Origin of the sequence: Duganella vulcania (genome assembly GCF_009857655.1) — a bacterium.
GTDB lineage: Bacteria > Pseudomonadota > Gammaproteobacteria > Burkholderiales > Burkholderiaceae_D > Rugamonas > Rugamonas vulcania.
This window is the reverse complement of sequence record NZ_WWCX01000041.1, coordinates 15,312-38,879: the sequence shown is the minus strand read 5'-3', so window position 1 is coordinate 38,879 and position 23,568 is coordinate 15,312. Positions and strand designations below refer to the sequence as shown.

Annotated in this window: 18 protein-coding genes; 5 read left to right on the top strand and 13 right to left on the bottom strand. The window is 57.7% G+C overall.

Going from position 1 to position 23,568, the window contains the following annotated elements; translation table 11 throughout:
- Nucleotides 1–43: 43 nt before the first annotated feature.
- The 5 genes from GTP90_RS20425 to GTP90_RS20405 form a co-directional block, all read right to left on the bottom strand.
- On the bottom strand, nucleotides 44–397 hold the full coding sequence (locus GTP90_RS20425; protein WP_161085257.1) for a hypothetical protein: 354 nt from the start codon (nucleotides 395–397) through the stop codon (nucleotides 44–46).
- A gap of 786 nt (nucleotides 398–1,183) precedes the next feature.
- Complete coding sequence (locus GTP90_RS20420) at nucleotides 1,184–3,688, bottom strand: DEAD/DEAH box helicase family protein (protein WP_161085256.1); 2,505 nt, start codon at nucleotides 3,686–3,688, stop codon at nucleotides 1,184–1,186.
- Nucleotides 3,689–3,986: 298 nt separating this feature from the next.
- Entirely contained in the window at nucleotides 3,987–4,568 is a 582-nt protein-coding gene (locus tag GTP90_RS20415) for a hypothetical protein (protein ID WP_161085255.1), read from the bottom strand.
- A gap of 38 nt (nucleotides 4,569–4,606) precedes the next feature.
- On the bottom strand, nucleotides 4,607–4,906 hold the full coding sequence (locus tag GTP90_RS20410; RefSeq protein ID WP_161085254.1) for a hypothetical protein: 300 nt from the start codon (nucleotides 4,904–4,906) through the stop codon (nucleotides 4,607–4,609).
- A gap of 44 nt (nucleotides 4,907–4,950) precedes the next feature.
- On the bottom strand, nucleotides 4,951–5,193 hold the full coding sequence (locus tag GTP90_RS20405; protein WP_161085253.1) for a hypothetical protein: 243 nt from the start codon (nucleotides 5,191–5,193) through the stop codon (nucleotides 4,951–4,953).
- A gap of 268 nt (nucleotides 5,194–5,461) precedes the next feature.
- Here GTP90_RS20405 and GTP90_RS20400 point away from each other — a divergent pair, with 268 nt between their 5' ends.
- A complete protein-coding gene (locus tag GTP90_RS20400; protein ID WP_161085252.1) occupies nucleotides 5,462–6,229 on the top strand; it encodes a hypothetical protein in 768 nt (255 codons plus the stop codon).
- A gap of 15 nt (nucleotides 6,230–6,244) precedes the next feature.
- On the opposite strand, the gene GTP90_RS20395 is transcribed toward GTP90_RS20400, so the two are convergent.
- Entirely contained in the window at nucleotides 6,245–6,820 is a 576-nt protein-coding gene (locus GTP90_RS20395; protein ID WP_161085251.1) for a hypothetical protein, read from the bottom strand.
- A gap of 44 nt (nucleotides 6,821–6,864) precedes the next feature.
- Nucleotides 6,865–9,210, bottom strand: a complete 2,346-nt coding sequence (locus GTP90_RS20390; protein WP_161085250.1) for a KAP family P-loop NTPase fold protein — start codon at nucleotides 9,208–9,210, stop codon at nucleotides 6,865–6,867.
- 205 nt (nucleotides 9,211–9,415) lie between these two features.
- Here GTP90_RS20390 and GTP90_RS20385 point away from each other — a divergent pair, with 205 nt between their 5' ends.
- The 4 genes from GTP90_RS20385 (at nucleotide 9,416) to GTP90_RS20370 (ending at nucleotide 14,187) form a co-directional block, all read left to right on the top strand.
- Complete coding sequence (locus GTP90_RS20385) at nucleotides 9,416–9,880, top strand: hypothetical protein (RefSeq protein ID WP_161085249.1); 465 nt, start codon at nucleotides 9,416–9,418, stop codon at nucleotides 9,878–9,880.
- Between the two features lie 115 nt (nucleotides 9,881–9,995).
- Complete coding sequence (locus GTP90_RS20380) at nucleotides 9,996–11,900, top strand: ATP-dependent nuclease (protein ID WP_161085248.1); 1,905 nt, start codon at nucleotides 9,996–9,998, stop codon at nucleotides 11,898–11,900.
- Nucleotides 11,897–13,564 carry a UvrD-helicase domain-containing protein gene (locus GTP90_RS20375; RefSeq protein ID WP_161085247.1) on the top strand — a complete coding sequence of 556 codons (1,668 nt, stop codon included), beginning with the start codon at nucleotides 11,897–11,899 and terminating at the stop codon, nucleotides 13,562–13,564. The genes GTP90_RS20380 and GTP90_RS20375 overlap by 4 nt, the downstream gene beginning before the upstream one ends.
- Nucleotides 13,565–13,578: 14 nt before the next feature.
- Nucleotides 13,579–14,187 carry a DUF488 domain-containing protein gene (locus GTP90_RS20370; RefSeq protein ID WP_371875096.1) on the top strand — a complete coding sequence of 203 codons (609 nt, stop codon included), beginning with the start codon at nucleotides 13,579–13,581 and terminating at the stop codon, nucleotides 14,185–14,187.
- On the opposite strand, the gene GTP90_RS20365 is transcribed toward GTP90_RS20370, so the two are convergent.
- The 6 genes from GTP90_RS20365 to GTP90_RS20340 all read right to left on the bottom strand — a co-directional run bounded on the left by GTP90_RS20365 (nucleotide 14,144) and on the right by GTP90_RS20340 (nucleotide 23,505).
- Nucleotides 14,144–14,971, bottom strand: coding sequence for a DUF8757 domain-containing protein (locus GTP90_RS20365; RefSeq protein ID WP_161085246.1), 828 nt, complete (start codon nucleotides 14,969–14,971; stop codon nucleotides 14,144–14,146). The genes GTP90_RS20370 and GTP90_RS20365 overlap by 44 nt on opposite strands.
- A gap of 209 nt (nucleotides 14,972–15,180) precedes the next feature.
- A complete protein-coding gene (locus tag GTP90_RS20360; protein WP_161085245.1) occupies nucleotides 15,181–15,933 on the bottom strand; it encodes a hypothetical protein in 753 nt (250 codons plus the stop codon).
- A 537-nt stretch (nucleotides 15,934–16,470) separates the two neighbouring features.
- Complete coding sequence (locus GTP90_RS20355) at nucleotides 16,471–17,679, bottom strand: MFS transporter (RefSeq protein WP_161085244.1); 1,209 nt, start codon at nucleotides 17,677–17,679, stop codon at nucleotides 16,471–16,473.
- 28 nt (nucleotides 17,680–17,707) lie between these two features.
- Nucleotides 17,708–20,905, bottom strand: a complete 3,198-nt coding sequence (locus GTP90_RS20350; protein ID WP_161085243.1) for an efflux RND transporter permease subunit — start codon at nucleotides 20,903–20,905, stop codon at nucleotides 17,708–17,710.
- Between the two features lie 9 nt (nucleotides 20,906–20,914).
- Nucleotides 20,915–22,150 carry an efflux RND transporter periplasmic adaptor subunit gene (locus GTP90_RS20345; RefSeq protein ID WP_371875095.1) on the bottom strand — a complete coding sequence of 412 codons (1,236 nt, stop codon included), beginning with the start codon at nucleotides 22,148–22,150 and terminating at the stop codon, nucleotides 20,915–20,917.
- Complete coding sequence (locus GTP90_RS20340; RefSeq protein ID WP_161085242.1) at nucleotides 22,147–23,505, bottom strand: TolC family protein; 1,359 nt, start codon at nucleotides 23,503–23,505, stop codon at nucleotides 22,147–22,149. The genes GTP90_RS20345 and GTP90_RS20340 overlap by 4 nt, the downstream gene beginning before the upstream one ends.
- Nucleotides 23,506–23,568 lie beyond the last annotated feature (63 nt).

Genomic DNA, 23,568 nt, shown 5'->3' with positions numbered 1-23,568 from the left:
CGCGCACCAGCGCGTAAGCCAGCGCGGGCCAAGAATGGCCGCTTCAAGAAGAAATAGCCTTGGCCGGTTGGTCGAAGGCGGCGCGCCTCAGGTCTGTGACCTGGGGCGTTTTTGTTTCTGGACGACGCAACACCAACTGGGCCTGGTGCGTGACCAGGCCGAAACTCGGGCGCGGGTTGATTCCCATCTGGCGCAGGGTATGCGCGGCCTCCATGCGTTGTAAACGCAACACTTCAGGCACCCACCAGGGAATTTTCTTCCGCTGGTGCAGCCAGTCCTTAACGCTACGCTCAGACCGGCGCAGGATGCGCGCCACGCGGGCGATATCGTCGCCGTGGCACATGACGTAATAGGCGAATTCGGTGGGGTTTCCGTAGCGGAGATTGGGATAACGCATTTCGTACCTGCCAAAAAAAAGGGCCGGATATCGTATCCCGGCCCAAATGCTATTTGCTTGAAAGTAACTATCTGAGGAGAGCTACTTGGTACTTCAGGCCGACTCAGCTTTTCGCATAATTTATATTATGTAAAATGAGATTGGCCGTCTGCCCCCTATTTATGTTGATGCACGGCAGGCAGCGCTCAGCGCCTAAAGGCAAATCTTTAGACGCTTAAGCGCTGACCCTCTACAGCCCCTAATTCCAACGTCTGTCTGAACTTTCGGCTTGACAGTTTTTTTCTGCCTGCTGCGTCTAAAGAATTTGCTCGGAGCTCAAAAGATTCTGGAAGGTTTTACCCTCCATGTCGCTTGAAATCTGGTATGCCGATGTGTGAATGGGCCAAAGACTTTGACCACTCCTCCTAGCGCGGACAATGGCTTCGCGCCTTCCCCAGAGCGTACGGTAGCCGTATTGTCGCCGTGCTGGCAGCCCGGTTTTGTAATGTGGCATGTGCCTTGGTTTCGTTTTTCCCAGTGGCCTCGTTCACACCCGTCTGTGCCAATGCGCTACCGGGCTAGCTATGTTGCACTGCTGACACATTGGAATGGCTGAGCGTGCGGCTGGCGGCTGAGCGAACCTTATTGATGGTTTCCTCCGGATTGCAGTGCGCTCAGCTGCTAGTCGGAAGACCGGGCCTTTCTCACGCTCTTTCATTTGCCTGCCCGCACTCCAATGCGCCAATAGTTAATAAACTATGGCGCATTGGCGCGGGCCGGTGATCACCATCTGCCATCCCTTCGGCATCAGGCAGTCTTAAACGACTGCAGATAGCTTTTCACAATATTATGCGCCGCCAGCGGCGACTTTTCCAGGAGTTGAGCGCAATGGCCCTCTAACTGCGCCGCAGACAGCTGGGATTCGCATAGATTAGCGATCAGTGCGCGAGCGTCCGAAACCATGACTTGCAGCTTGTCCAGCGTCAAGGCGCAGGACTGTTCAGCAGACGCAGCTTCCGTTGATTTCGTATTCGGAACGATGCTGACCCGCACCGATGTGAATCCGTCGTACTGCTGCGCGAACCACTGCTCCGCCACTAGGAGCTGACCATGTTCCTGTTTATTGAGGGGGTTATCTTCTCGTTTGCGGCTCTTGGCTTCAATAATCAGGCCCTGCTTGTTCGGCAGCAGCCATAGGACGTCAGGCCCCACCCCGGCGTCGTCGTGCCTAGACGCAGAGAAGCCCAGCATCCTTCCCAGGTTCGCAAGCGCCTGCTCAAACTGGTTGGCGGATGCTTCAGCCGTAAGGTTGGCCACTAAGTGGTCGAACTCCGACAGATAGCCTTTACGGAAGCGGTACGCCTGGATCGATACTACAATCGCTTTAGCCTGCGCACCTGGCGCCGGCAGCAGTCGATGGGTTTCCATCTTTTTCGGGCGTTTGAGGTTCGGGTTGTGAGCATAGGCATTGCGCTGCAGGTCTTCAGTCCGTTCATCGTTGCCCCAGTCGTCTGCGATGCGCGCAGCTAACTGCAACACCCAGCCCTTTTCCTGGCTATCGATGCTGGCAAGGCCAGCCGCTTTTTCAAGACGGGCAATCGCCTTCTCATGGTTGCCGGACGCCCAGAGATCGATCGCCTTCCGTTCGATCGCTGCCAATTCGAGGTGGTCCTGATCGGATTCTGGTTCTTCCACAAGTTCGTCGAGCATCTCCGCGTGGTAGCTCTGCCAGACTGGCTCGCGGTCGATGCAACGCATAGCAGTAGCAAAGAATTCATCGCGGTTTTTTACCGCCTTACTGATTTCCGTGCCGATGGTCAGCTGCGCTTGCGTAGCGCTGGTCAGGAAGCCAAAGTTTGCCTCTTTGCTGACCCATGAAGCCAGGTCCGTGCCGACGATAAGGACCACACAGTGGTCGCCAGCGCCGCGGGCGCCGCGGCCGATGCCCTGTTCGATGCGCTGCGCGAGCATGCGGTTGAAACTCGCGCCACCGTATACCGCTGTCGCGCGGTATTTCTCGTATTCGGAGGTGCCGGTGGGGAGGCCGCTAAGCACTAACAGGCGACACGCGTCACCCGGCAAATCGATGCCGTCATAGCGGTTTGCCAAGACGTACGGACCAAATCTGGTGCCGCTTTGCAGCGCAGAGACGATCTTTTGAACGTCGTCAGAATTTTCAGCTACAGTGCCAATCGTTTTCCATTCTTCAGCAATTTTCCCCGAGGGGGTTAAAAACACCACCCCCTTCTTCGAGCTCGACAGCCGTCCAGCCAGCTCTTCCACCGCAGTGCGTGTATTCATCGCAAAAGGCATGATGTCTGGGCACAGTATCAGCCGTTCGCTGATGCCGGCCAAAGAGCGGGAGCGCAGCGGTTTTTTAGCCAGTTCGAAGTCAGCGCCAAACGTGCGCAGCAAGTCGCTGTCGTCGGCGATCGTAGCTGACATATAGATCCGTCGCGGACAATGGGCAAACGTCGGGAAAGCGTTGGGGAACGGCAGGATTGGCGTAATGCTGAAGTTTGCACCGCTGACAAAAGCGTGACACATCAGGAGGCGATCACGGACAAGCGGCCACTGGTATTTGAATGGCGCCAGGTCCTTCCTTAGCAGTTGTTCGACAGCCTGAATTAACTCGCGCCAAGCGCCGTAAGGCACTTCGATGACCGCCCCCTCACGCCCCGACACGATATCGTCGAATGTGCCGGCTTTACCGATGTCGCGGAAAGCCTGGCGGAACAAGTCGCACATCTCCTTGTAGCGTTCCTTATCGGAATACGCCGACACGTTCAGCGTAAACGATTCGCGCACTAGCGGGAACGAGGAATGGGCATCGTCGAGGATAATGGCGCCGGCCATGAGTGGATTGGCCGTGCCTTCCAGCCCGAACTTACTGCGGCCGTGGAAAAGAGATTTATAGGTGGCGACCATGATCGCCTTCGCGTTGGCGAACGCGTCGTTCAGTGGCCCGGCGCCGGCCTCGTAAGGAACGGCTGGGATTCCAAACTGCGCCGCACGCTCAAGTGTCTGTTCGACCAACTGCGTAGTTGGGGCGAGATACAGCACGGGCAGCTTGAGCTCGTTCAAGGTCGACTGGGCCATCAGCAAACCGACCAGTGTCTTGCCTCCGCCGGTATGGAGTTTGACCACTGTGTCTTTAGCACTGCGGCTATCAAACCACTGTTTGAGGACTTCGGCTTGGCTGGAATAGAGGTCATTAAATCCCGCTGGCTTGGGCAGCCGGCGCAGGATTTCGTGCGGATCGATGGGCAGTGGTTTGGCGCGATTGGAGCGCAAAGTGTTCAGGTCTACCATAGTGTCAATAGGAAATTTATGTGGCTAAAGTAATACGGTATCGCATCCTACTGCCAAACATTCTCTCCATTTCTCACAAGTGAGCATATTTTTCTTATTGGAAACAGCGGGCGAAAGCGTCCGCAGTTGCGCTCATATACATGCGACGCGTTCCATTCAGTTGATTCTGGCGTGTGATCGACCACGGAGCGGGGGGCGCTTAAGCGTTTGACTTTAAATTAGAACTCCACCGAATCAGACGCATGCGTACGATAGCGTAAAAGTGACTCTTCCCGCGGCGGCATTTATTTTGACGCCTCTATTGGCCGACTGCTGTGGAACGGACGTGTTGATCTGCCAGTGTCAGATAGACTGCGCCGTAAAATGCCTGGCTGCGGTCTTGCGTCAGCGCGATCATTTTGGGTGAAGCACCAATACCGACCAAAAGGAATTTCCCGCCATGCCCCGGCGGCAGATTGGTGGCATCCCGAATGGCCTTCAATGCGCACAGCATGCGCACGCCTTCCGAGGAATCTAGCCAGGCGTCGATGTTCTCGATCAGCATGACGAACGGCGTCCCGTCCTGTGTAATTTGGCGCACGAGGTCTTTCAAGCCACCCGGACGCCGGCCCCATATGGTGTCCATTACCTGAGTTCGGACTGCCTCAGTCACCCTTTCGAGCACGTCATCGCTGCCAAGCTCCTCCGCACACATGCGAGCCACTCGGGCGTCGACCTTGGCCAAGTTATTGGTCAAGGTATCAAGAACAGCAGCCTCTGGCGGTGTGTTCCCTCCTGCCGCAATGAACACGCCAGATTGGAAGCCCTGGTCGAGTACGGATGGCGACAGCAAATTGCGGCACAGAGCGTTTGCAAAACTGTCGGAAACGTTGTTCAGCATGAGATTAACGATCAGCCTCCCGCAAAAGCTCACCTAACTCAGACCACAATGTCAAGCCGCCCCGGCCACCGCGCTACGGTGGGTTCAGCGAATAGGTCGACAATTACGCCCGGTGCCGGATGCCACTCCAGGGCGTGTGCGATCGCCACTCTGGCTGCATCATGGCATTTATCGTCCCCAGCTTTTTCAGCCCAATCGTCGTCGAACTGCAGATTGAAATGCAAGGCCGTGACCTGGTCGTACGTGCCCGACCACAGGGTCACGTTGGCCAGATGGCCCAGCATACTGGCCTCGGCCAGGTGGCGGTCATCCGGACCTAGCATGTAGTTGAACCGCATCTTGCCTCCTTGTTGACCGGCACGCGCCGGCGTGGCGCCGGACGTCAGCGTTTTTTGATCGACTGCGAGGTGACAGAGCCAGCCAGCTGCTTTGTGGTCGCGCTGGAATTCGGGTTTTGCAGGGCGCCCGACGCTTTCGCTTCCATCGCCTTGCCCGTGACCTTGTTGGTGCCTGCCTGTGCCAACGCGCTGCCGGCCAAGCTGCGCTGGATGGACGACGCATTTGGGTTCGACAGCGTGCGCCCAGCAGTCGACGCGATCTTCCCGCCTGTAGATTTGCCTGCCATAAAACCTCCGCAAATAGCTGGATGACTATATGTAGTGAATTTTACCACCACAGGCACTATAGCTTGTGGATCAGATATTGCAAGAATTTTTACTCGCAACGGCAATTAGGTGCGCCGAAAGCGATTGAGATCGGGCGCAAATCCGAGCGTGAAACCCAACCTGTCGTTTGGATAAATCATTTACCTTAATCCATATTAAGGTAAATTGTGTGTTTTGACAGGTATAAATATATCTGTTAATGTACTCATATTGATTTCAGGACACCGCATGCCACGCCCACCCTTTTCGCTCACGGATGACCAGGCCCGCGCGATTTCCGCCGGCGTCGCCCAGCTAGAACTCGACTATCCGATTGATCCCCAAAATCATCGGCCCTTCGTGCGCGCGTTCATCCGGCTGGTGCATACGGCAACCGGCCGCTTCTACAGCCCTGCCGTTTACCGGCGGTTGCTGGGCGCCTACGTGGAGCACCGGCGTCCGTCGACGTCCACGCTCGCTGCCGAAAAGGCCGCGCTGGCCGCTGAAACCACGCCGGTCGAATTGGCGTCCGAGGCCGCCGCACCGCTTGCGATGCCATCTGCCCTGCCCGCATTGATCGCTGACGCGGTCGCTGAGGCGATGGCCCAAAATCGCCGCGTGGACGGGGCCGCCACGGCCCAGGCGGCGTTTTACGCTGACCGTCTCCGCGAAGCCGAGTTGGAACTGCGTACCGAGCGGGCCAACGCCGCGCAGTTGCAGGCGGCGCTGAGCCAGTCCCGGCAAAGGGCTGTCGAACAGGAAGAGGAAGTTGAGAAATTCCGTGGCATTGTGGCCGCGCAAAGCGAAGCGATCACCAAGCTGACTGCCGAGGTGAGCGACCTCAGGAAGTTCGCGCTGGTGGCCATCGACGACGCCCGCGGCGAGACACGGACCTGGAAGGATCGGGCCGCCTATCTGGAAGGACAGCGTCAGCTCGACAGCCGGCTGCTGGAGACGTTCCGCCAGAAGTCATATCGCAGCGGCGCCGATATTCCGGAGATCCTCAAAAAGACATAAACAGGTTCCTGGCGTTTAGTCACTGAGCAACGGCACTTCACTGCGGGCCTGAACGTGCTCCCAATAACCAGTTCCGAGGACCATGGGCACAAATCTTGGATGAGGTGCGATCTTGTCCGGCCAGCCACCATCAACCCGTCCAGCCAATGGCGGTCTATTCCACGTCACCGCGAGCGAAGACCATAAAGTCAAATCAAGCACCTGCAGATTGGGAAGGGTATACCAAACGTGAAAGTTAAAACCTTTTGTTTCGACGAAATCGCTAGTAGTGATGCCTAGATCACGCCAGCGTAAAAAGTCATCGTACGACGGATCGAAGGCGGCACTGTCTTCGATGTAAACGCTGCCAGCCGTCAGGGTAATTTTGCAACCGAGCGCCTCCTCTACCAGAGGAAGTAATGCGTAGCTCCACTTCAAGCATTGGAACGCGCTGCCGACGAGACTCGTGATCCCTGCCGCTGTGAGCCTGGCCGTCAAATTTTGACCATTGATCTGGGTGACCAAATCACCGGATACTATGGGCACAGGTGAAATCTGAAAGCCCAGCGATCGTGTAAATTTCCCCGCTTTCGCAAACTGCTCACTGTACAAAATATACCTCGCTGAATCTATAGGCTCATTAGAATATCACCAGTTTAAATATCGAACGCATCACGCTCCCTCAACCCAAGCCACCTTTCGATAGAAACTTTGAGAGTTTCCAGGTCAGCTCGGTTTTCCGGAAATGCCGAGAGATCAATGGCATCGCATCGAAGTCTGGCTGCATCGATACCGATGAAGTCAGCGATTAGTTCCTTGTTAAACCGCTTGTGCGTGGTGTAGGTTCGATCGCCATCAGCATGCGTGGTAACAGTGCCTACCAGACGAGTCGCTATGTTGGCGAATCCTGCATCGGTGCTGATGGCTTGCTCCATCCACGCGCGAGGCTCATCAAGTGAGCCAGCATAGTCCCGCCACCGATAGAGCAAGGAAACAAGGTCAGGTTCGGAGATTAAAGTCTCAACTGGCTGCGCTCGGCGCCGTATCAAAGCAAGCCAATCGTGCTTCAACGCTTCAATGGTGGGCAAGTCCAACGTCGGTTCAAACTGATCGGCGCCGTCCTCGTTTCTGACAGCCGGATCATTTAGATTAATCATCATTGCGGCTACCGAAAGCGCCTCCGTTTTACGAAGTGCAGCGATCACATGTTCACCCCGTACATCTTCAGGAATGCGTTTTATATACCAACTTACGGCTCGCCATCCGGAAATCCAAGGTGAACCAAACATTCCAACATTGCTGGCACCTGCAAATCTCTGCGCGATCTGGAACATGCCAGGTAAAAGCACGCTGGCGTTCACTACGGGAAGGTCTGCAGCAGACTCATCCAACCTCTCCACCAATGAGTCCAATAGGCCATCGACCTCCGCGCTCGAAATTGCGGCGGCTAGCCCTTCCTCCGTTGCCGCAGCTTCAATGAACGCAATAAAACGACTATCTGATATCTCGCCTTCGGCCGTTTGAAGTTCAAAGTATCTGGGGAAATAACGCCCCGTACAGGCACGTTTTGAAGCAAGCCACTTTGGATAAAATCCTTCGGCATAACGCGTTCCGCCATAGGCCCATTCTAGAGTGGGGAATAAATTCTTAAGTGTGTCCCGACTTATGTCGCGCCGCAACTCCGATACAATCCCAATGAGCAGCTCTGCAGCTGCCTTGTTTTCATCATCTCGGCGGTCCCCACCAAACCTGCGTTCTTGCAGAACTAGAGATCTCTCCCGAAAAAGCGCGGAATGAAGATCAGGCTCGAAGACCCGCAGGGTTTCAAGAAGAAGAAAATCGATCAAGTTCACTTCAAATACATCTCCCACCACATGCAAGGGTAAATGAACCGCAATAGATGAAATCAGGCGGCGCGCGTCACGCATGTTGCGCAGCCTGGGCTGGATACAGCCTACGAATGCGTTGCCCCATCGCTGTTGCGAAACTCCGTTCGCCTCATTGGCATAAGGCTCGGCAAGTTTGAATAGTTCTTCCGCGAAGACCGCGTGTACCACCGAGGCCGACACTGCGGGTAAGTCAAAGCTTGTCTGAACAATTTTCTCCAGAAAAGCGCGGCCATCGCCATTGGCAACTGGATCTAAAGCGCTTTCAACAATGCTGGGCTGGAAAAGCAGGACAAAAACAATGTTAGGCAAATTAGCGTTAGCCTTTACCTGTCGTAGGAGCGTCCTAATTTGTTCCGGTTCGAGCCTGTCGATGTCATCGACAAACACCACTAACGGTCGGTCCAGCTCGCGAAGCTGACTTTCCAGCGCTGATCGCACTTTGTTAAGTGATTCACTTTCCCGGTGATGACGCCCCAAATACAAAAGGACGCGTCCAATCAGCGGCGCTACTATTGCTAACGTGGCCAGCCCCGCGGCTACCTGTGCAGCAATCGGTAGGTCGAATCCAATGGCGGAGGCTACGACAACAACAGATGTGTTAGTCAGCAGCGAGGAAATCAACTTGCTGCTCCCGTCTGACTCCTTCAACGCTGACCCGGCGCCAGTTAGCATCTCACCGTAGCGGCGCAACGTTTCTGCGCGTGACCGTGCTGCTTGAGAATGATCTCCGCCAAGACGATCCGCGATCTGACTGAAAAGGGCTCGCGCGATTGCGTCGCCGTCGCCCCATTGCCAAGGATTGAAATCTACCCAATCCGCCCCCTTTTGCCTGGTATCGAGCTTTTCTGTGATCAGATTCTTCAATGAAGATTTTCCGAAACCCCACGCTCCCCGTATCGCGAACACTCTCCCCTCACGCAAGGTCAACTCAGAAAGCACACCAGCAATACGCTCGGCGAAATCTGTTCTCCTGAGACGATCTTGAGAGGCAGTGCGGATGGGGGCGTCTGCTCCAATCCCGCTGTCAAGTTGTTCGGCTCTCGACGCCAAAGCAGCGCGCCTGGCCTGATTGCGAGCAAACCAGGCTGAGGCGCGGGAAAATATCCTGTTCATAAGCTTCGTATTTAAAAAATGAAGCCCATTGTAGCTACAACTTTCTGTCGTTCAAAATAGCTAACCCCGCCGTTTGCCGGCGCTTGCTGGGCACCTACGCGGACCGGCGGCCGTTGACGTCCACACTCGCCGCCGAAAAGGCCGCGCTTGCCGCTGAAACCCCGCGTGTCGAATCGGCGTTCGAGTCCCCCCGGCACCGCTTGCGATGCCATCTGCCCTGCCCGCCTTAATTGCCAACACGATCGCCGAGGCGATGACCCAGAATCGCCGCGTAGACGGGGCCGCCACGGCCCAGGCCGCCTTTTACGTGGACCGGCTGCACGAAACCGAGTTGGAACTGCGTACCGAACGGGCGAACGCTGCGCAGCTGCAGGCGGCGCTGAGCCAGTCCCGTCAAAGGGCTGTCGAACAGGAACACGAAGTTGAGAAATTACGTGGCATTGTGGCCGCGCAAAGCGAAGCGATCAGCAAGCTGACCGCCGAGGTGAGCGACCTTAGGAAGTTCGGGCTGGTGGCGATCGACGACGCACGGGGCGAAACACGGACCTGGAGGGAGCGCGTCGCGTATCTTGAAAGCCAGCGTCAGCTCGACAGCCAGCTGCTGGAAACGTTCCGCCAGAAGGCGTGCCGCAGCGGCGCCGATATTTCGGAGATACTCAAAAAGACATAAACAGGATCCAAGTGTGACGAATGGAGAGAATTGGGGCATCGTTTTTCCTCAATACTCTCTGTCTGACACGCAACATAACAAAAACGACACCTTCAATCTAGTGAGCCTTCCAGCCATGAACCTGCACCTCATCCGCCTGTCGAATTTTCAATCCTTTGGGCCAGATCCCGTCAGCTTTACCGTCCCCGAGTTGTGCTACCTGATCGGGCCGAACGGCTCGGGAAAGACCGCCGCGCTGCAAGCGATCTGCCGATTGTTTGCCTTCGATCCGGCCCTTCGCCGTATCAAAAAATCCGACTTTCATGTCCCGCACGACGAAGCCGAAGTGCCAGCCGAGCGCAAGCTCTGGATTGAGGTCGATTTCGTGTTCCCGGAACTGGAAGACGGTGAAGAGAGCGATGGCGTCGCACCCAACTTCGGACACATGCGGCTCGACGAGGCCGACGGCCTGGTGCGCGTTCGCTTCCGCCTGGAAGCGACCCTGTCCGACGCCGGTGAAATTGATGAGTCGCTGGTGTACGTCCTGGACGTGAAGGAGGACGGCACCATTGTGAGTACCGCCCAGGTACCTAAGGCCGAGCGTAACGAAATTCATGTCCACTACCTGCCGGCTCGCCGTGATCCGGCAGACCATATCGCTTACGGTGCAAACGCGCTGCTGGGCAGGATGCTGCGGGCTGTCAACTGGGACAACGAGCGGGCCGGCATCAAGGAACTGACAGACCAAATCACCGAGCGCCTGTCGAGCAACCCGTCCATCAGCGCTTTTAGCGAGTGTCTTGCCGAAACGTGGACGTCGCTGCACAAGGGGAGTTATTTTGCCGATCCGAAGATCACTTTCGCGGCGTCCGAAGTGGAAGCCTTACTTCGCCATCTGTCGATCTCCTTCTCCCCTGCGCACGACGATCGAGTCGCTGATTTCTCGCGGCTGAGCGACGGCCAGAAGTCCATGCTCTACCTGTCCCTGGTGGTGTCATCCCACGCCATCGGTCGCAAGGTGCTGACAGGAGAAGACACCAGTTTCGATGTCGAGAAACTGCGTCCCCCGGTCTTTACCATCATCGCCATCGAAGAGCCTGAGAACAGCTTATCGCCGCATTTTCTCGGCCGTATCGTCAACACCTTGGCCAAGATCACCAGCGAAGGTGACGCCCAGGCGCTGATCGCGACCCATGCGCCTTCGATGTTGCGGCGCGTACCGCCGGAAAACATCCGGTATCTTCGCTTGAACGCGGGACGCACGACGCAAGTGCGATCCATACGCCTGCCAGAGGCCCAGGACGAAGCGCACAAATTTGTTCGGGAAGCTGTTCAGGCGTTCCCCGAGATTTATTTTTCGCGGCTGGTCGTGCTTGGTGAAGGCGACAGCGAGGAAATCGTGCTACCGAAGTTACTGCGCGCAAAAGGGGCGCCCGTCGATGAATCGGGCGTGACGGTGGCGCCACTCGGCGGGCGCCACGTCAATCACTTCTGGCGTCTGCTGTCCGAACTCCAGATCCCCTACCTCACGTTGCTGGATCTGGATCTGGCCAGGTTTCGCGGGGGCTGGGGCCGGATCAAGTATGTGAACGATCAATTCGGAAAGCACGAGCCGGCCAAGCAGTTACCCGCTGATTTCGTCATACCCGAGTGGAACGATGACACGCATAAAGTGCTCACCTTTTTCAATTATTTCGAGCAGTTGGAACAACGTGGCGTTTTCTTCTCCTCCCCGATGGACCTTGACTTTGCGCTGCTTGCAGCCTTCCCCGTTCGATACGGCGCAACGCTGGAAGACCCTGACGCCGATACCGTCAAGGCCGTGCTGGGCAAGAGTCACCACGGTGCACAGCAGTATGCGCAAGCGCAGTTACAGCTATTTGGCACTTACCACAGCTTGTTCAAAGTCGGTAGCAAACCTGCCGCGCACATCGAGGCAATGGCACATATCACCGATGCAGCGATGCTGGCGGCAATGCCGCCTTCGTTGGCGCGGCTTGCCGACGCAGTGATTGCACGCCTGGCGGAGCTGCCGGAATGATTGCGCCCGATGCATGGGCGCCGGCCGACGGACTGACACTGGAACCGAACGCCTTGCGCGCGGCAAGGGAGCGACAGGCGAACCTGGCGCTGACCGCGGGGCCAGGTGCAGGCAAAACGGAAATGCTGGCGCAACGGGCAGACTTCCTGCTGCGCACCGGCACGTGCCGTTATCCCAAGCGCATCCTGGCCATATCGTTCAAGGTGGACGCCAGCACCAACCTCAAAGAGCGCGTCAAGCGACGCTGCGGCGCCGCATTGGGGCGCCGGTTTGACAGTCATACCTTCCACGCCTTTGCCAAGCGCATTATCGACCGGTTTCGTCCGGTGCTCACCGGCGCCGACGCCCTCGATCCTGGCTATCAGATCGGGAGCAATCGCGTCGCGCGTTCGCAAATCACGTTCCAAGACCTCCTCCCCCTCGCCATTAAGATATTGCGGCAATCCCAAAGTGCCCGCAATGCCATCCGCCAGACCTATACGGACGTGTTTCTCGATGAGTTCCAGGATTGCACGGGTGATCAGTACGAGCTGATCAAAGTGGCGTTCAAAGGGACGGCGATCCGCATGACTGCGGTCGGTGACGTCAAGCAGAAAATCATGGGCTGGGCGGGTGCGTTGGAGGGGATTTTTCAACTCTACGCGCGTGACTTTGCGGCGGTGCCGCTGAACATGTACCGCAACTTCCGCTCGCAGCCCAAGCTCCTGCGCATGCAGAACGACATCATTCGGGTCTTGGACCCGGCATCCGTAATGCCTCCGGAGCAGCTGACAGGTGAAGGGGGCGAGGTATTCGCCTGGCGTTTTCCCGATAGCCGCCAAGAGGCCGAGTATCTGGCCAACCTGATTGCGGGCTGGACCCAAGGTGGCAAGCTCCCCTATTCCGAGGTGGCGGTACTGGTTTCCAAACTGCCAGATCAATATGCCTTCGACTTGATGGAGGCGCTCACGCGTATGGGCATCCCGTATCGCAACGAAACGCAGCTGCAGGACTTGTCGGCGGAACCGGCAGCCCGGTTGATTGTCGATTTCCTCGCCTGCTTGTACGGGCAGCGCGAGCCGAAGGCCTGGACACGGCTGTCAGAGCAGTTGCTGCCATATGACGATGACGACCTACAGTCCGCCAAGCGACGCGCCTTTCACCAATTTGTGAAGAAGCAGAGGAAAGAAGTCGCGGTGGCGCAGTTGCTAGGTGCCCCTTACGATGGTTGGTGGGAGCACGCGAAACAATTTCTCAGTGCGGTTGGCCTGGAGACGTTGGTGGCCCTGTCACCGGACTATGAAACACACGCTCGGCTGAGAGAGGTCATCCAGCAGGTCAAGACGAAGATTGAGGAGTTGCTCCAACTGGAACCGGTGCTACCATCGGCACTGAATCGTTTTGCTGACGATCAGGCGGTGCGTTTGCTGACGATCCACAAAAGCAAGGGTCTGGAATTTGATTCGGTGATCATGCTCGGGATCGAGGAGCAAGCGTTCTTTGGCAATCTGGCCGACGAGCGTTGTGTGTTCTTCGTCGGCGTCTCGCGGGCAAAGCGTCGGCTGGTGCTGACCTACGCCGATCAACGGCCCAAACCGCCGAACTACCAGAAGCGGTGGGATGTCGTCCGTCGCCCGCATAATGAGTTTCTGGGGTACGCGCTCCCCTTCCTGGCCCCTGCATAGTGCAGCAGAGCCGCGTGGGCGCCAAGCCGGGAGACTTGCGAACTGGCGCGGTGAACCGGCACACGCGCGGCGCTGAAGCGGCCGTTGGAGCGGTCCATCGCAAGAAATCGTGTAAACTGCGGCCTCACAAGGAATTCATTATGAGTATTTTTACAATCGGCTACGAAGGGTTGGATATCGACCAGTTCATCAAGCTGCTGAAACTGGGCAAGGTCGATACGGTGGTCGATATTCGCGAACTGCCGTTGTCGCGTAAGCGCGGTTTTTCAAAGAACGGGCTGCGGGAAATCTTACAGGCCAATGGCCTGGGCTATCGTCATATCGTCGCGCTGGGGTGCCCCAAACCGATCCGCAACCAGTATCGGGAAGACGGCGACTGGTCGCGCTACAAACGCGACTTCAAGCGCTACCTCACCAGTCAACGCGCCGTGGTGGCGGAATTATCCGAAATCGCACAGGAAAGTCATTGCGCGCTGCTTTGCTTTGAGGCCGACTACCAGATGTGCCATCGATCCATGGTGGCCGACGCAGTCCACCAGGACTGCGGCCTGCAGATCAACCACCTGCAAGCGGCAGCCCTTAAAACAAACAACCCTGCGCAGCGTCACCTGGCGCTGGCTTAGGCGGATAGATCAGGCTGATAATGAGCCACTGGTGCTGAAACCGATGGATATTTCCCATCATGAACATCAAATCGCGTGCAGCGAAATCCTGTTCCAGCTTTGCCCGGAATGGCGTTTCCCAGGCGTCCCCATGCGACTTGCGGCAGTTTCGGAACAGCATGGCTACTTCCCAGTCCACGATCTTATGGCGGTAAGCGCGTTCGCCGTCCGGCGTGTCACATAGATAGTGGTAGTGAAAATCGAACGGCATCTTTTCCAGCTGCTTGAGTTGCTTGCGCTGTTCGTCTTCTGAAAACAAGTTGCCTTGGCTCTGCTCCTGCGACAGCTTGGTCAGTTCCTCATCAGTCCACTCCGGATTGTCGACCGCCGTGACCTCCAGTCTTTCAATGCGCTTTGGACGCAGTAATGCCAGGCTGATGTGCTGCGTTTGCCTGGCCTGTTCCAGTGCGTCAAAGCTGCCGAATGTGGGGATCTTCTCCCACCAAGGACGGCGAAACGCCCACCCCTTATCCGGCGGTATCGTTTCGCCGATCTGGATCGTATCGACAAATACCTTGTGGCTTTCAGGACGATGATCGGCCGGCGATTTTTCAACGCGCAGCGTCACCCATTGCCACTTTTGAAATTGCTGGTTTTCAGCGATCATGCGAAACGGCACGGGGTAAAGGCGGCGCATCTGGCCATGCTCGTTGATGCCGGCGACGCACGAAGTCTCGGTATGTTTGGCGCTGGGCGACGGATAGGTTTTAGCCAAGATCAGGATACGCTCCAGTTTGCTCGCCATGCGCCTGCCTTCCCCGGATAGATATTTGGAAATTAGTGTTATTTTTCTTTTATCATATATCTTTTTTAAACCCTTGTGCAGGGGGCAGGCCTGCCGCAGCGTTCTATTCCATTCTGGACGATCGTAGGCGACTAGCGTGTCCCGCTATGCCGTCCGGCGACCCCTGCGGTAAGAAGTACAGAGCGTCACCGTGGCACGCGGCAGGAACGTCAAATGGGTACGGCCGCTACGAACATCGGCAATTTGGGTAGATCGTGTGTGCTCTCCGCCAGCAGCGCTACGGGGCTGCGTTTGTTCAACGTGTGCGCGAAGTCGAGGCCAAGCACCATTGGAACATACTGATGGTGCTTGATCACTTCCTCTGGATATCCCCCAACCACAGTACCCGCCATCTCTCCCCATTTTTTCGGCACAGCGTCGGCCAAACTGGACAAGAGCGTGAAGTCGAGGATCTCGCCCGTTTCGAGCGTTATCCAGGCATGGAAGTTGAAGCCGGTCCCATTTTTACCGAAGTCTTCAAGGGAAAAACCTTCTTCATGCAGTCGGTGAAATTGCTCCCAAGTCGGATTGAAGAGCGGGTCATTCTCACGCCAAAGCTGGCCGATTGTGAGGATGGCGCGCATCCCGAATGCTCGCTCGACATGCGGCACCAGATAGGCCGACCATTTTAAACACTGGGCCTTGCTTTGGCGGAGGTCCGTGATCCCGGCCGCCATGAGCATCGGCTCGATGACAGAAGGCGTCTCATCGTTGATAACGCTTTTATCTATCCAGTTTATTCGCTCAACAGACGCCCCTATTGCGCAAGTAAAATTCTCTGCCACATCAAACTGTTCTCTGTAGGCGTGGGCCGATCGAGGCTGCAGACCATAAAAATCTTCCGGGCGGAAAGTGCCGACCGCCGAGTTCTTGCCCCTGGTAACACTGTGCCATGCCCGAGAAATTGTACGAAGTACGTTCATGAAACCCTTCCATTGTCGTTATTGATTCCCTGCAGAAACTATTTTACTGGAGTTTTTGGGTATGGCGTGAAAGACAATCGTCATAAATAAATGGCACTTAAATCGCGCATCGGTATGCCGATACCCATAACTTCGCCGTTTGGCAAGGCTATGCGTCCGTTTTAGTGCGGCAAAGGTATGCGTTCAGCTACATGTGCCGGACGAGGCTAGTGCAAGATTTTTGCAGAAACAGCGCTCAAGCCAACGTCAATTCGTATGGATCGCAGAAATGTATAGCCATGTATAACCATGTATAAGCTAAAGAGGCTATACATGCATATATTTGTGTATATATATCCTACGCCGCCGGTTAAACACTCTCGCCATTACCGAAATCGATACGGCCGCCAGAACAGATGACCCGAATACAGTTCAAATTTGACCTACCGAAGGTCATGCCTGACCCTCGGTAGGTCAAAAAAAATGACGAGGACGGTCGAGGCGAGGCAAGTTAGTCGACGTCAAAAATTCACGCCGGCTCCCAATGGTGGATGCTCGTTACTTGACTTGCTTCGACTCTGGTCGGTGTGGATACACCGACAGCCCGATCACCGCTACGACACAAAAGCCGGCGCCGGCACGGAACGTCCAGGCAGCCCCAACGCTATCCCATAGCAGCCCTGCAACGATACTGGCGATCAGCATTGCGATACCGCTCACCAAGTTGAAAAAGCCATAGGCCGTGCCACGCAGATCTGCAGGTGCCGTGTCCGCCACCATCGTCGCCAGCAGCCCCTGCGTAATACCCATGTGAATACCCCAAAGCGCGACGCCCGGAAGCACGACCGCCCAATGATCGGTCTGGGCCAGCACCAGATCGGCGGCGATCAGCACGATCAGCCCGATTGCCAGCAGGCGGGTATGACTCATGCGGTCTGAGAGCTTTCCAAACGGATATGCGGAGACGGAATAGACCACGTTCATCGCCACCATGACCAGCGGCACCAGCGCGACAGGCACGCCGCCTTGCTGGGCACGTAGGACCAGAAACGCTTCGCTGAAGCGGGCCATCGTGAACACCGCGCCGATTGCAACCACCCACCAGTATGCACTGCCGAGGCGTTTCAGGTTTTCCCTGCGAATGGGGTTGGTACGTTTGGTCGTATGGTGCCGCTCTGGCTCGCGTACACCCAAGAAAAGCAAAGCCACTGCCAGCATGCCAGGAACGACCGCCACCCAAAACACTTTCCTGAAATCGTTGGCCCATAGCAGCATCAGTCCGACCGCAAGCAGTGGGCCGAGGAACGCGCCGACTGTGTCGAGGGACTGGCGCAGGCCAAAGGCGGCGCCCCGTAAGTGTGGCGGAGCGATATCAGCGACCAGCGCGTCGCGCGGCGCTCCCCTGATGCCTTTGCCAACCCGATCGAGCAGCCTGGCGGATAGCACCATGCCGCTCGTGCTAGCAATGGCAAACAGCGGCTTGGTCAGCGCCCCCAGGGCGTAACCAAGCACCGCCAGCCCTTTACGCCTGCCGAGATAGTCGCTCAACGTACCTGAAAACACCTTGACGATCAGCGCGGTGGATTCCGCCATGCCTTCAATGACGCCCACAGTGAGGACGCTGGTCCCCAGCGTTCCCACCATGAACATCGGCAGCAAGCTATGGACCATTTCGGAAGAAATATCCATCAGCATGCTGACAAAGCCCAGCACCCAGACGCCGGCCGGGATCTGGTTCAATATTCCGCCGGTTGCTTTTATGCCCATCGCGCTTCCTATTGATGATTGTGCGGGGTCATGCGCTTGCAGGACCGTCGGAATCGACGACCGACCTCTGCGCGGTCGACACGGAATCGAATTCGTCCTCATTTGCGCCTTGGAACAGACGATACAGCAACGGTAGCACGAGCAACGTCAACGCCGTCGACGACAGGATACCGCCAATGACCACGGTGGCCAGCGGCCGCTGCACTTCGGCCCCGGTACCCGTCGCGATCGCCATCGGGATAAAGCCAAGGGAAGCGACCAGCGCTGTCATCAGGACGGGCCGCAGCCGTGCGATGGCGCCTTCCTCGACGGCGGTGTCGAGGTCGGTGCCACCTTCACGCAGCGATCGGATGAACGCGACCATGACCAGCCCGTTCAGCACCGCGACGCCGGACAAGGCAATGAAGCCGACCGCTGCAGAAATTGAGATCGGGATGCCGCGCGCCCACAAGGCGATGACGCCGCCGGTCAAGGCAAACGGAATTCCGCTAAACACCAGCAGGCCGTCGGTCAGGTTGCCGAACATCAGATAGAGCAGCGCCAACACCAGCAGCAAAGCGACCGGCACGATGATTTTGATCGTGCCGAGAGCCGACTGCAATTGCTCAAATTGTCCCCCCCAGCGCAGCCAGTAGCCGGCGGGTAGCGCCACCTGCCGATCGATGGCCTGCTGCGATTCGGACACAAACGAGCCGATATCACGGCCCCGCACGTTGGCGCTGACCACCACCAGCCGCTTGCCGTCCTCGCGGCTGATCTGATTCGGACCCGGCGTGAGGTTCAGTGTCGCCACCGCCGCGAGTGGCACAAAGCTATTTTTTCCATCCGGTGCTGCAGTTTTTGGCAACGCCACCGGCAGGCGGCGCAGCGCATCCAGGTCGCTGCGAACCTGTTCGGGCAACCTGACCACCAGATTGAACCGCCGGTCTCCCTGGAAGACAATACCAGCCGACTTGCCGTTGACGGCGGTGGCGACGGTTTCCTGGACATCGGAGAGGCTGATGCCGTAGCCGGCGATCTTGTCTCGGTCGATGTCGATGGTCAGCATGGGGAGCCCGGCCGTTTGTTCGACCTTCACGTCAGCTGCGCCAGCCGTCTTCTCAAGAATGGCCGCCACCTTGGCCGCGACATCGTTCAGGACCGTCATGTCATCGCCGAAGACCTTGACGGCCACGTCGCTGCGCACACCGGAGATCAATTCGTTGAAACGCAACTGGATCGGTTGAGAGAATTCGTAGTTGCTGCCGGGGATTTTCTCAACAGCGGACTGCATCGCCGCCAGCAACTCCGGTCTGGAGCGTTGCGGAGTCGGCCATTGAGCCTCTGGCTTGAGCATGATGTAACCGTCAGAGATATTCGGGCCTTGGGCGTCAGTTGCAACCTCCGCTGTTCCCAGGCGGGTAAACACACGTTCAATTTCAGGGAAGCCCTGTTTTAGGGTGTGCTCGACCTGCTGCTGCATCAGCACCGCCTGTGTCAGGCTTGTTCCGGGGATGCGTAGGGCCAGGATCGCGAAGTCACCTTCGTTCAGACTCGGAATAAATTCGCTACCCAGCCGAGTAGAAAGCAGACCGCATAGTACGACGACGATGCCCACGCCTGTCAGCACGACCGGCTTGTTGCGCATGCTCCGGCCCAGCAGGGGAACATAGACGCGCCGCGCTACGCCCATCAAGCGGTTTTCGGACTCGCTGACTTTGCTGCCGATAAACAACGCAACCGCTGCGGGAATGAAGGTGATCGACAGGACCATCGCCGCCACGAGAGCGATGACCACCGTGAACGCCATCGGATGAAACATTTTTCCCTCCACGCCAGTAAGTGCGAAGATAGGAAAATACACGACGATGATGATCAGTTGCCCGAAAAGCAGAGGCCGCTTCGCCTCATTCGATGCGCGGAACACCTCATGCAGTCGCTCGCTTCGACTCAATGGCCGCCCCTTCACCGCTTGGGCATGGGCCAGGCGCCGAACGCAGTTTTCCACGATGACGACAGCGCCGTCGATGATGATGCCGAAGTCGAGCGCACCCAGGCTGAGCAGATTGGCACTGATCTTGTAAGTGACCATGCCGGTGAAGGTGAACAGCATCGCCAACGGAATCACGAGCGCCGTGATCAACGCCGCGCGCAGATTGCCCAGAAACAGGAACAAGACTGCAATCACCAGCACCGCGCCTTCCAACAGGTTCTGCTTGACCGTGTGAATCGCCTTGTCGACCAGCACGGTGCGGTCATACACAGGCTCGGCGCGCACGCCCCGAGGCAACGTGCGGTTGATCTGCGCCAGCTTAGCATCGACGGCCTGGGACACAGCGCGGCTGTTTTCACCGATGAGCATGAACACGGTGCCAAGCACCACTTCCTCGCCGTTTTCCGTCGCTGCCCCGTTACGGAGCTCGCGGCCGAGGCTGACGCTGCCAACATCGCGCATGCGAACCGTTACGCCTTGAATATTGGTCAGCGCGATGTTGCCGATGTCCGACAGCGACAACACCTGTCCGGGCAGCCGGAGTAAAAGCTGCTCGCCCAGCTTCTCGATATATCCGGCACCCATGTTGCCGTTGTTGCGCTCCAGCGCGCTGACCACATCCTGCAAGCTCAAACCATAGGCGGCCAGCTTCTCGGGCGACGGTGCCACCTCATACTCCTTGGTATAGCCGCCGATCGAATTGACCTCCGTCACCCCCGTCACATTGCGCAATTGCGGCTTAATGACCCAGTCCTGGATCTCCCTCAAGTCCATCGACGAGTAAGCGGTGCCGTCGACCTTCCTGGCCTTGGCATCGGCCTTGACCGTCCATAGATAAATCTCTCCCAAACCGGTAGAGATCGGTCCCAGCGTCGGGCTGACATTGGGTGGCAGGCTGTCTTTTGCCTCCTGGATGCGCTGGTTGACGAGTTGCCGTGCAAAGTAGATGTCGGTCCCCTCCTTGAAGATGATGGTGACCTGGGACAATCCATAGCGCGACATCGAGCGCGTCTGCTCCAGCTGCGGCAGCCCGGCCATGGCTGTCTCTATCGGGTAGGTAATGCGCTGCTCGGTCTCCAGGGGCGAGTAACCCGGCACCGCGGTGTTGACCTGCACCTGAACATTGGTGATGTCGGGAACGGCGTCGATCGGCAATTTTTGATAGCTGTAGATGCCTAGTCCCGCCGTGCCCAGGACCGCGAGCAGGACCAGCCAGCGCAGCTCGACGGCGATGCGTATGATGCGTTCAAACATGATGGTGTCCTAGTCGTTATCTTTGGCGCTGCTCTTGCCGAGTTCGGCCTTCAAGATGAAGCTGTTGGCGGCGTATGGCACGCCCGTTTTCAGCCCGTTGACAATTTCGCTGTGCCGGCCATCTGAGCGACCGACCGTCACAACCTGAGTACGAAAACCATTCTTCGTACGCACGAATATGGTTGGTTTGCCCGCCAGGTCCTGTAGCGCGTCGGCGCGCACGGCGACCGGAACATTGACTTCCCCGTCGGCGACGTCGAAGTCCGCGAACAGTCCGGGGCGCCATTGTGTGTTCGGATTGGGTAGGACGACGCGCGCGAGCGCGCTGCGAGACTGGTCGCCGACCAGCGCACTCACGTAGGTAATCTTCCCGATAGCGGAAGTATCCTGTTGCCGGACCCGTACCGTGACGCTATCGCCCACGCGCACGGCGCCAAGATTATTCGCAGGGACGTTGATGTCCGCCCACACCGTGGTCAGGTCGGAGACCTGAAACAGGGGCGTGTCTTCCTTGACGGCGTTTCCTACCACCAGATGCTTCTCCGTCAGCATGCCATCGAACGGGGCGCGTACCTCATATCGGTTCAAAGCCGTCCCATTCGTTCCAGCCGCGCCTAGCGCCGCCAGTTTTTGCTGGACATTTTCTTTCACGACCGTCGCTTCGGTGAAAGCCTGCTCAGCCAGCAGAAAATCCTGCTCGGCCGAGATACGCTCCTTCCAGAGCACACGTTCCCGCTCATAGGAGGTTTTGGCCAGCGCCAGTCGATGCTGGGCGACGTTCAACTCGCTGCGTAGGTCGGAGATCGTGGCGCTGGCGATGGTCGCCAGCACGTCGCCACGCTTGACATGTTGCCCCAGTGTTCCGGTAACGGATTCGATGATGCCGGCCACCCGTGGGACCACGATGGCGGTTTTGTCGCCGTTTGCCCGGATTTCACCCGACAAGGTCAGCATCGTACGGATGGTGTCCGCCTGTGACATCTCGATCGTGACACCCGCCTGGCGGGCCTGCGCATCGGACAGGGTAACGACGCTGTCGCCGCCAGTACGATCCGATTCCGCCGCCGTGCCGGCGACGGCGGATACAGGGGCCGCGACCGTGCTCGCCGATGGGCCGCTGGCAGGCTTGTCGTCATCGTCGCGTTGACCGCCGCGTTCCATCCCCAGAATGAGACCGCCGATCAGCACGCCAACGGCGAGCATGGCGGATATGTAGCGCAATTGTTTTCCGGTGGGCTTGTTCACGGGGAGGTCTTTCCATTGAGCGAATTGGTGGCAATAGGTGCGCCGGTCAGGCGATCTATCTCGGCATGCGCGCGATGCAAGGATGCGACCGCGTTCAGATACTGCGTTTTTGCCTGCAGCAGGGTGCGTTGAGCGTCGAGCACGTCGAGGAAGGTGAATTTCCCGAACTCGAAGCCCTTTACCGCCGCGTCGTAGGCGCTCTGAGCGCCGGGCAGGATGTCGTTACGCAAGAGCACGACAGCGTCACGCGCAGCGGTCCATTGCTGATGGAACTGCAACAGGTCGGCGCGCACACGGCTTTCGGTGGCGCTCAACTCATCGCTCGCCTTGTCGGTTCGGCGTAGTGCCTCCAATACATTGCCATGGTTCCGGTCGAACAGCGGCAGCGGCACGGATAAGCCGATGAGCGCTTGATTGCGTCCGATGTCCTCGGCCCGCTTGACGCCGACGCTAACTGTCACGTCCATGGTCCGCCGAGTCTTCTCGACCTCGGCCAGCGCGCTCCGGCGATCTACCTCCAGGGCAGCGCGGCGCACCGACGGCGACGCGGCGATCAACGTTGCGATGTCCCCAAACTTGGGAACATCCGGCATATCGCCAAGTACCCCATTGGCAACGCCAAAACACTGCACATCTCCATTCCACATCGCGCATAAGCGGCCGCGAGCGGCGACTACATCTGTGTTCGCCTGGGACCGTTCCAGCATGGCGTTCGCCTGGGCGACCCGCGCCTTGGTTTCTTCGACAGGAGAAATCTTGCCAGCAGTAACACGCTTGCCGGCGATCTCGCTCCCTCGCTGCGCCAGGACCACCGCGGCATCCGCGAGCACAAGTCTTTCCTGGGCGACGAGCACATCGAAAAATGCGGCGATCACGCTGGCGCGAATATCGGCCACCTTGACAACACGGTCGGCAGCAGCGGCGTCCCGCGCGCGCTCGCCGGCGGCGATTCGCGCATTCCGCTTTCCTCCCAGTTCGACTATCTGGTTGAGCTGCACCGTCGTGGTCCTGGTCGCCTTTTTGAGATCTTCCAGTGAATACGCGAGTTCCGGATTGGGCCGTGCTCCCGACTGCACCAGTGCCGCCTCCGTGGCAGCGACCTCGCCTGTGGCGGCGCGAATATCGCTGTTACGCCGTGTGGCCAACTGGATGGCTGCATCGAGCGACAAAGTCGGAACGAATTCCCCGTCGGGCAATGGCGCCGGAGTGCCAGTAAATTCCGCGTCAGTAGCGGCACTCCAGGCGCTGGATGCGGGCGCGTAGCTACCTGACAAGCAGACGATAAAAATGACGGTCGCGCGGACAGTTTGCGGCAAGCGCAATATCCGAACGACCCTTGTATAAACATGGGCCATGAATGATTCCTGTAAAACCTGATGACGTGACAAAACAGGCGCAAGCGCGCCGGATCAAGAAAT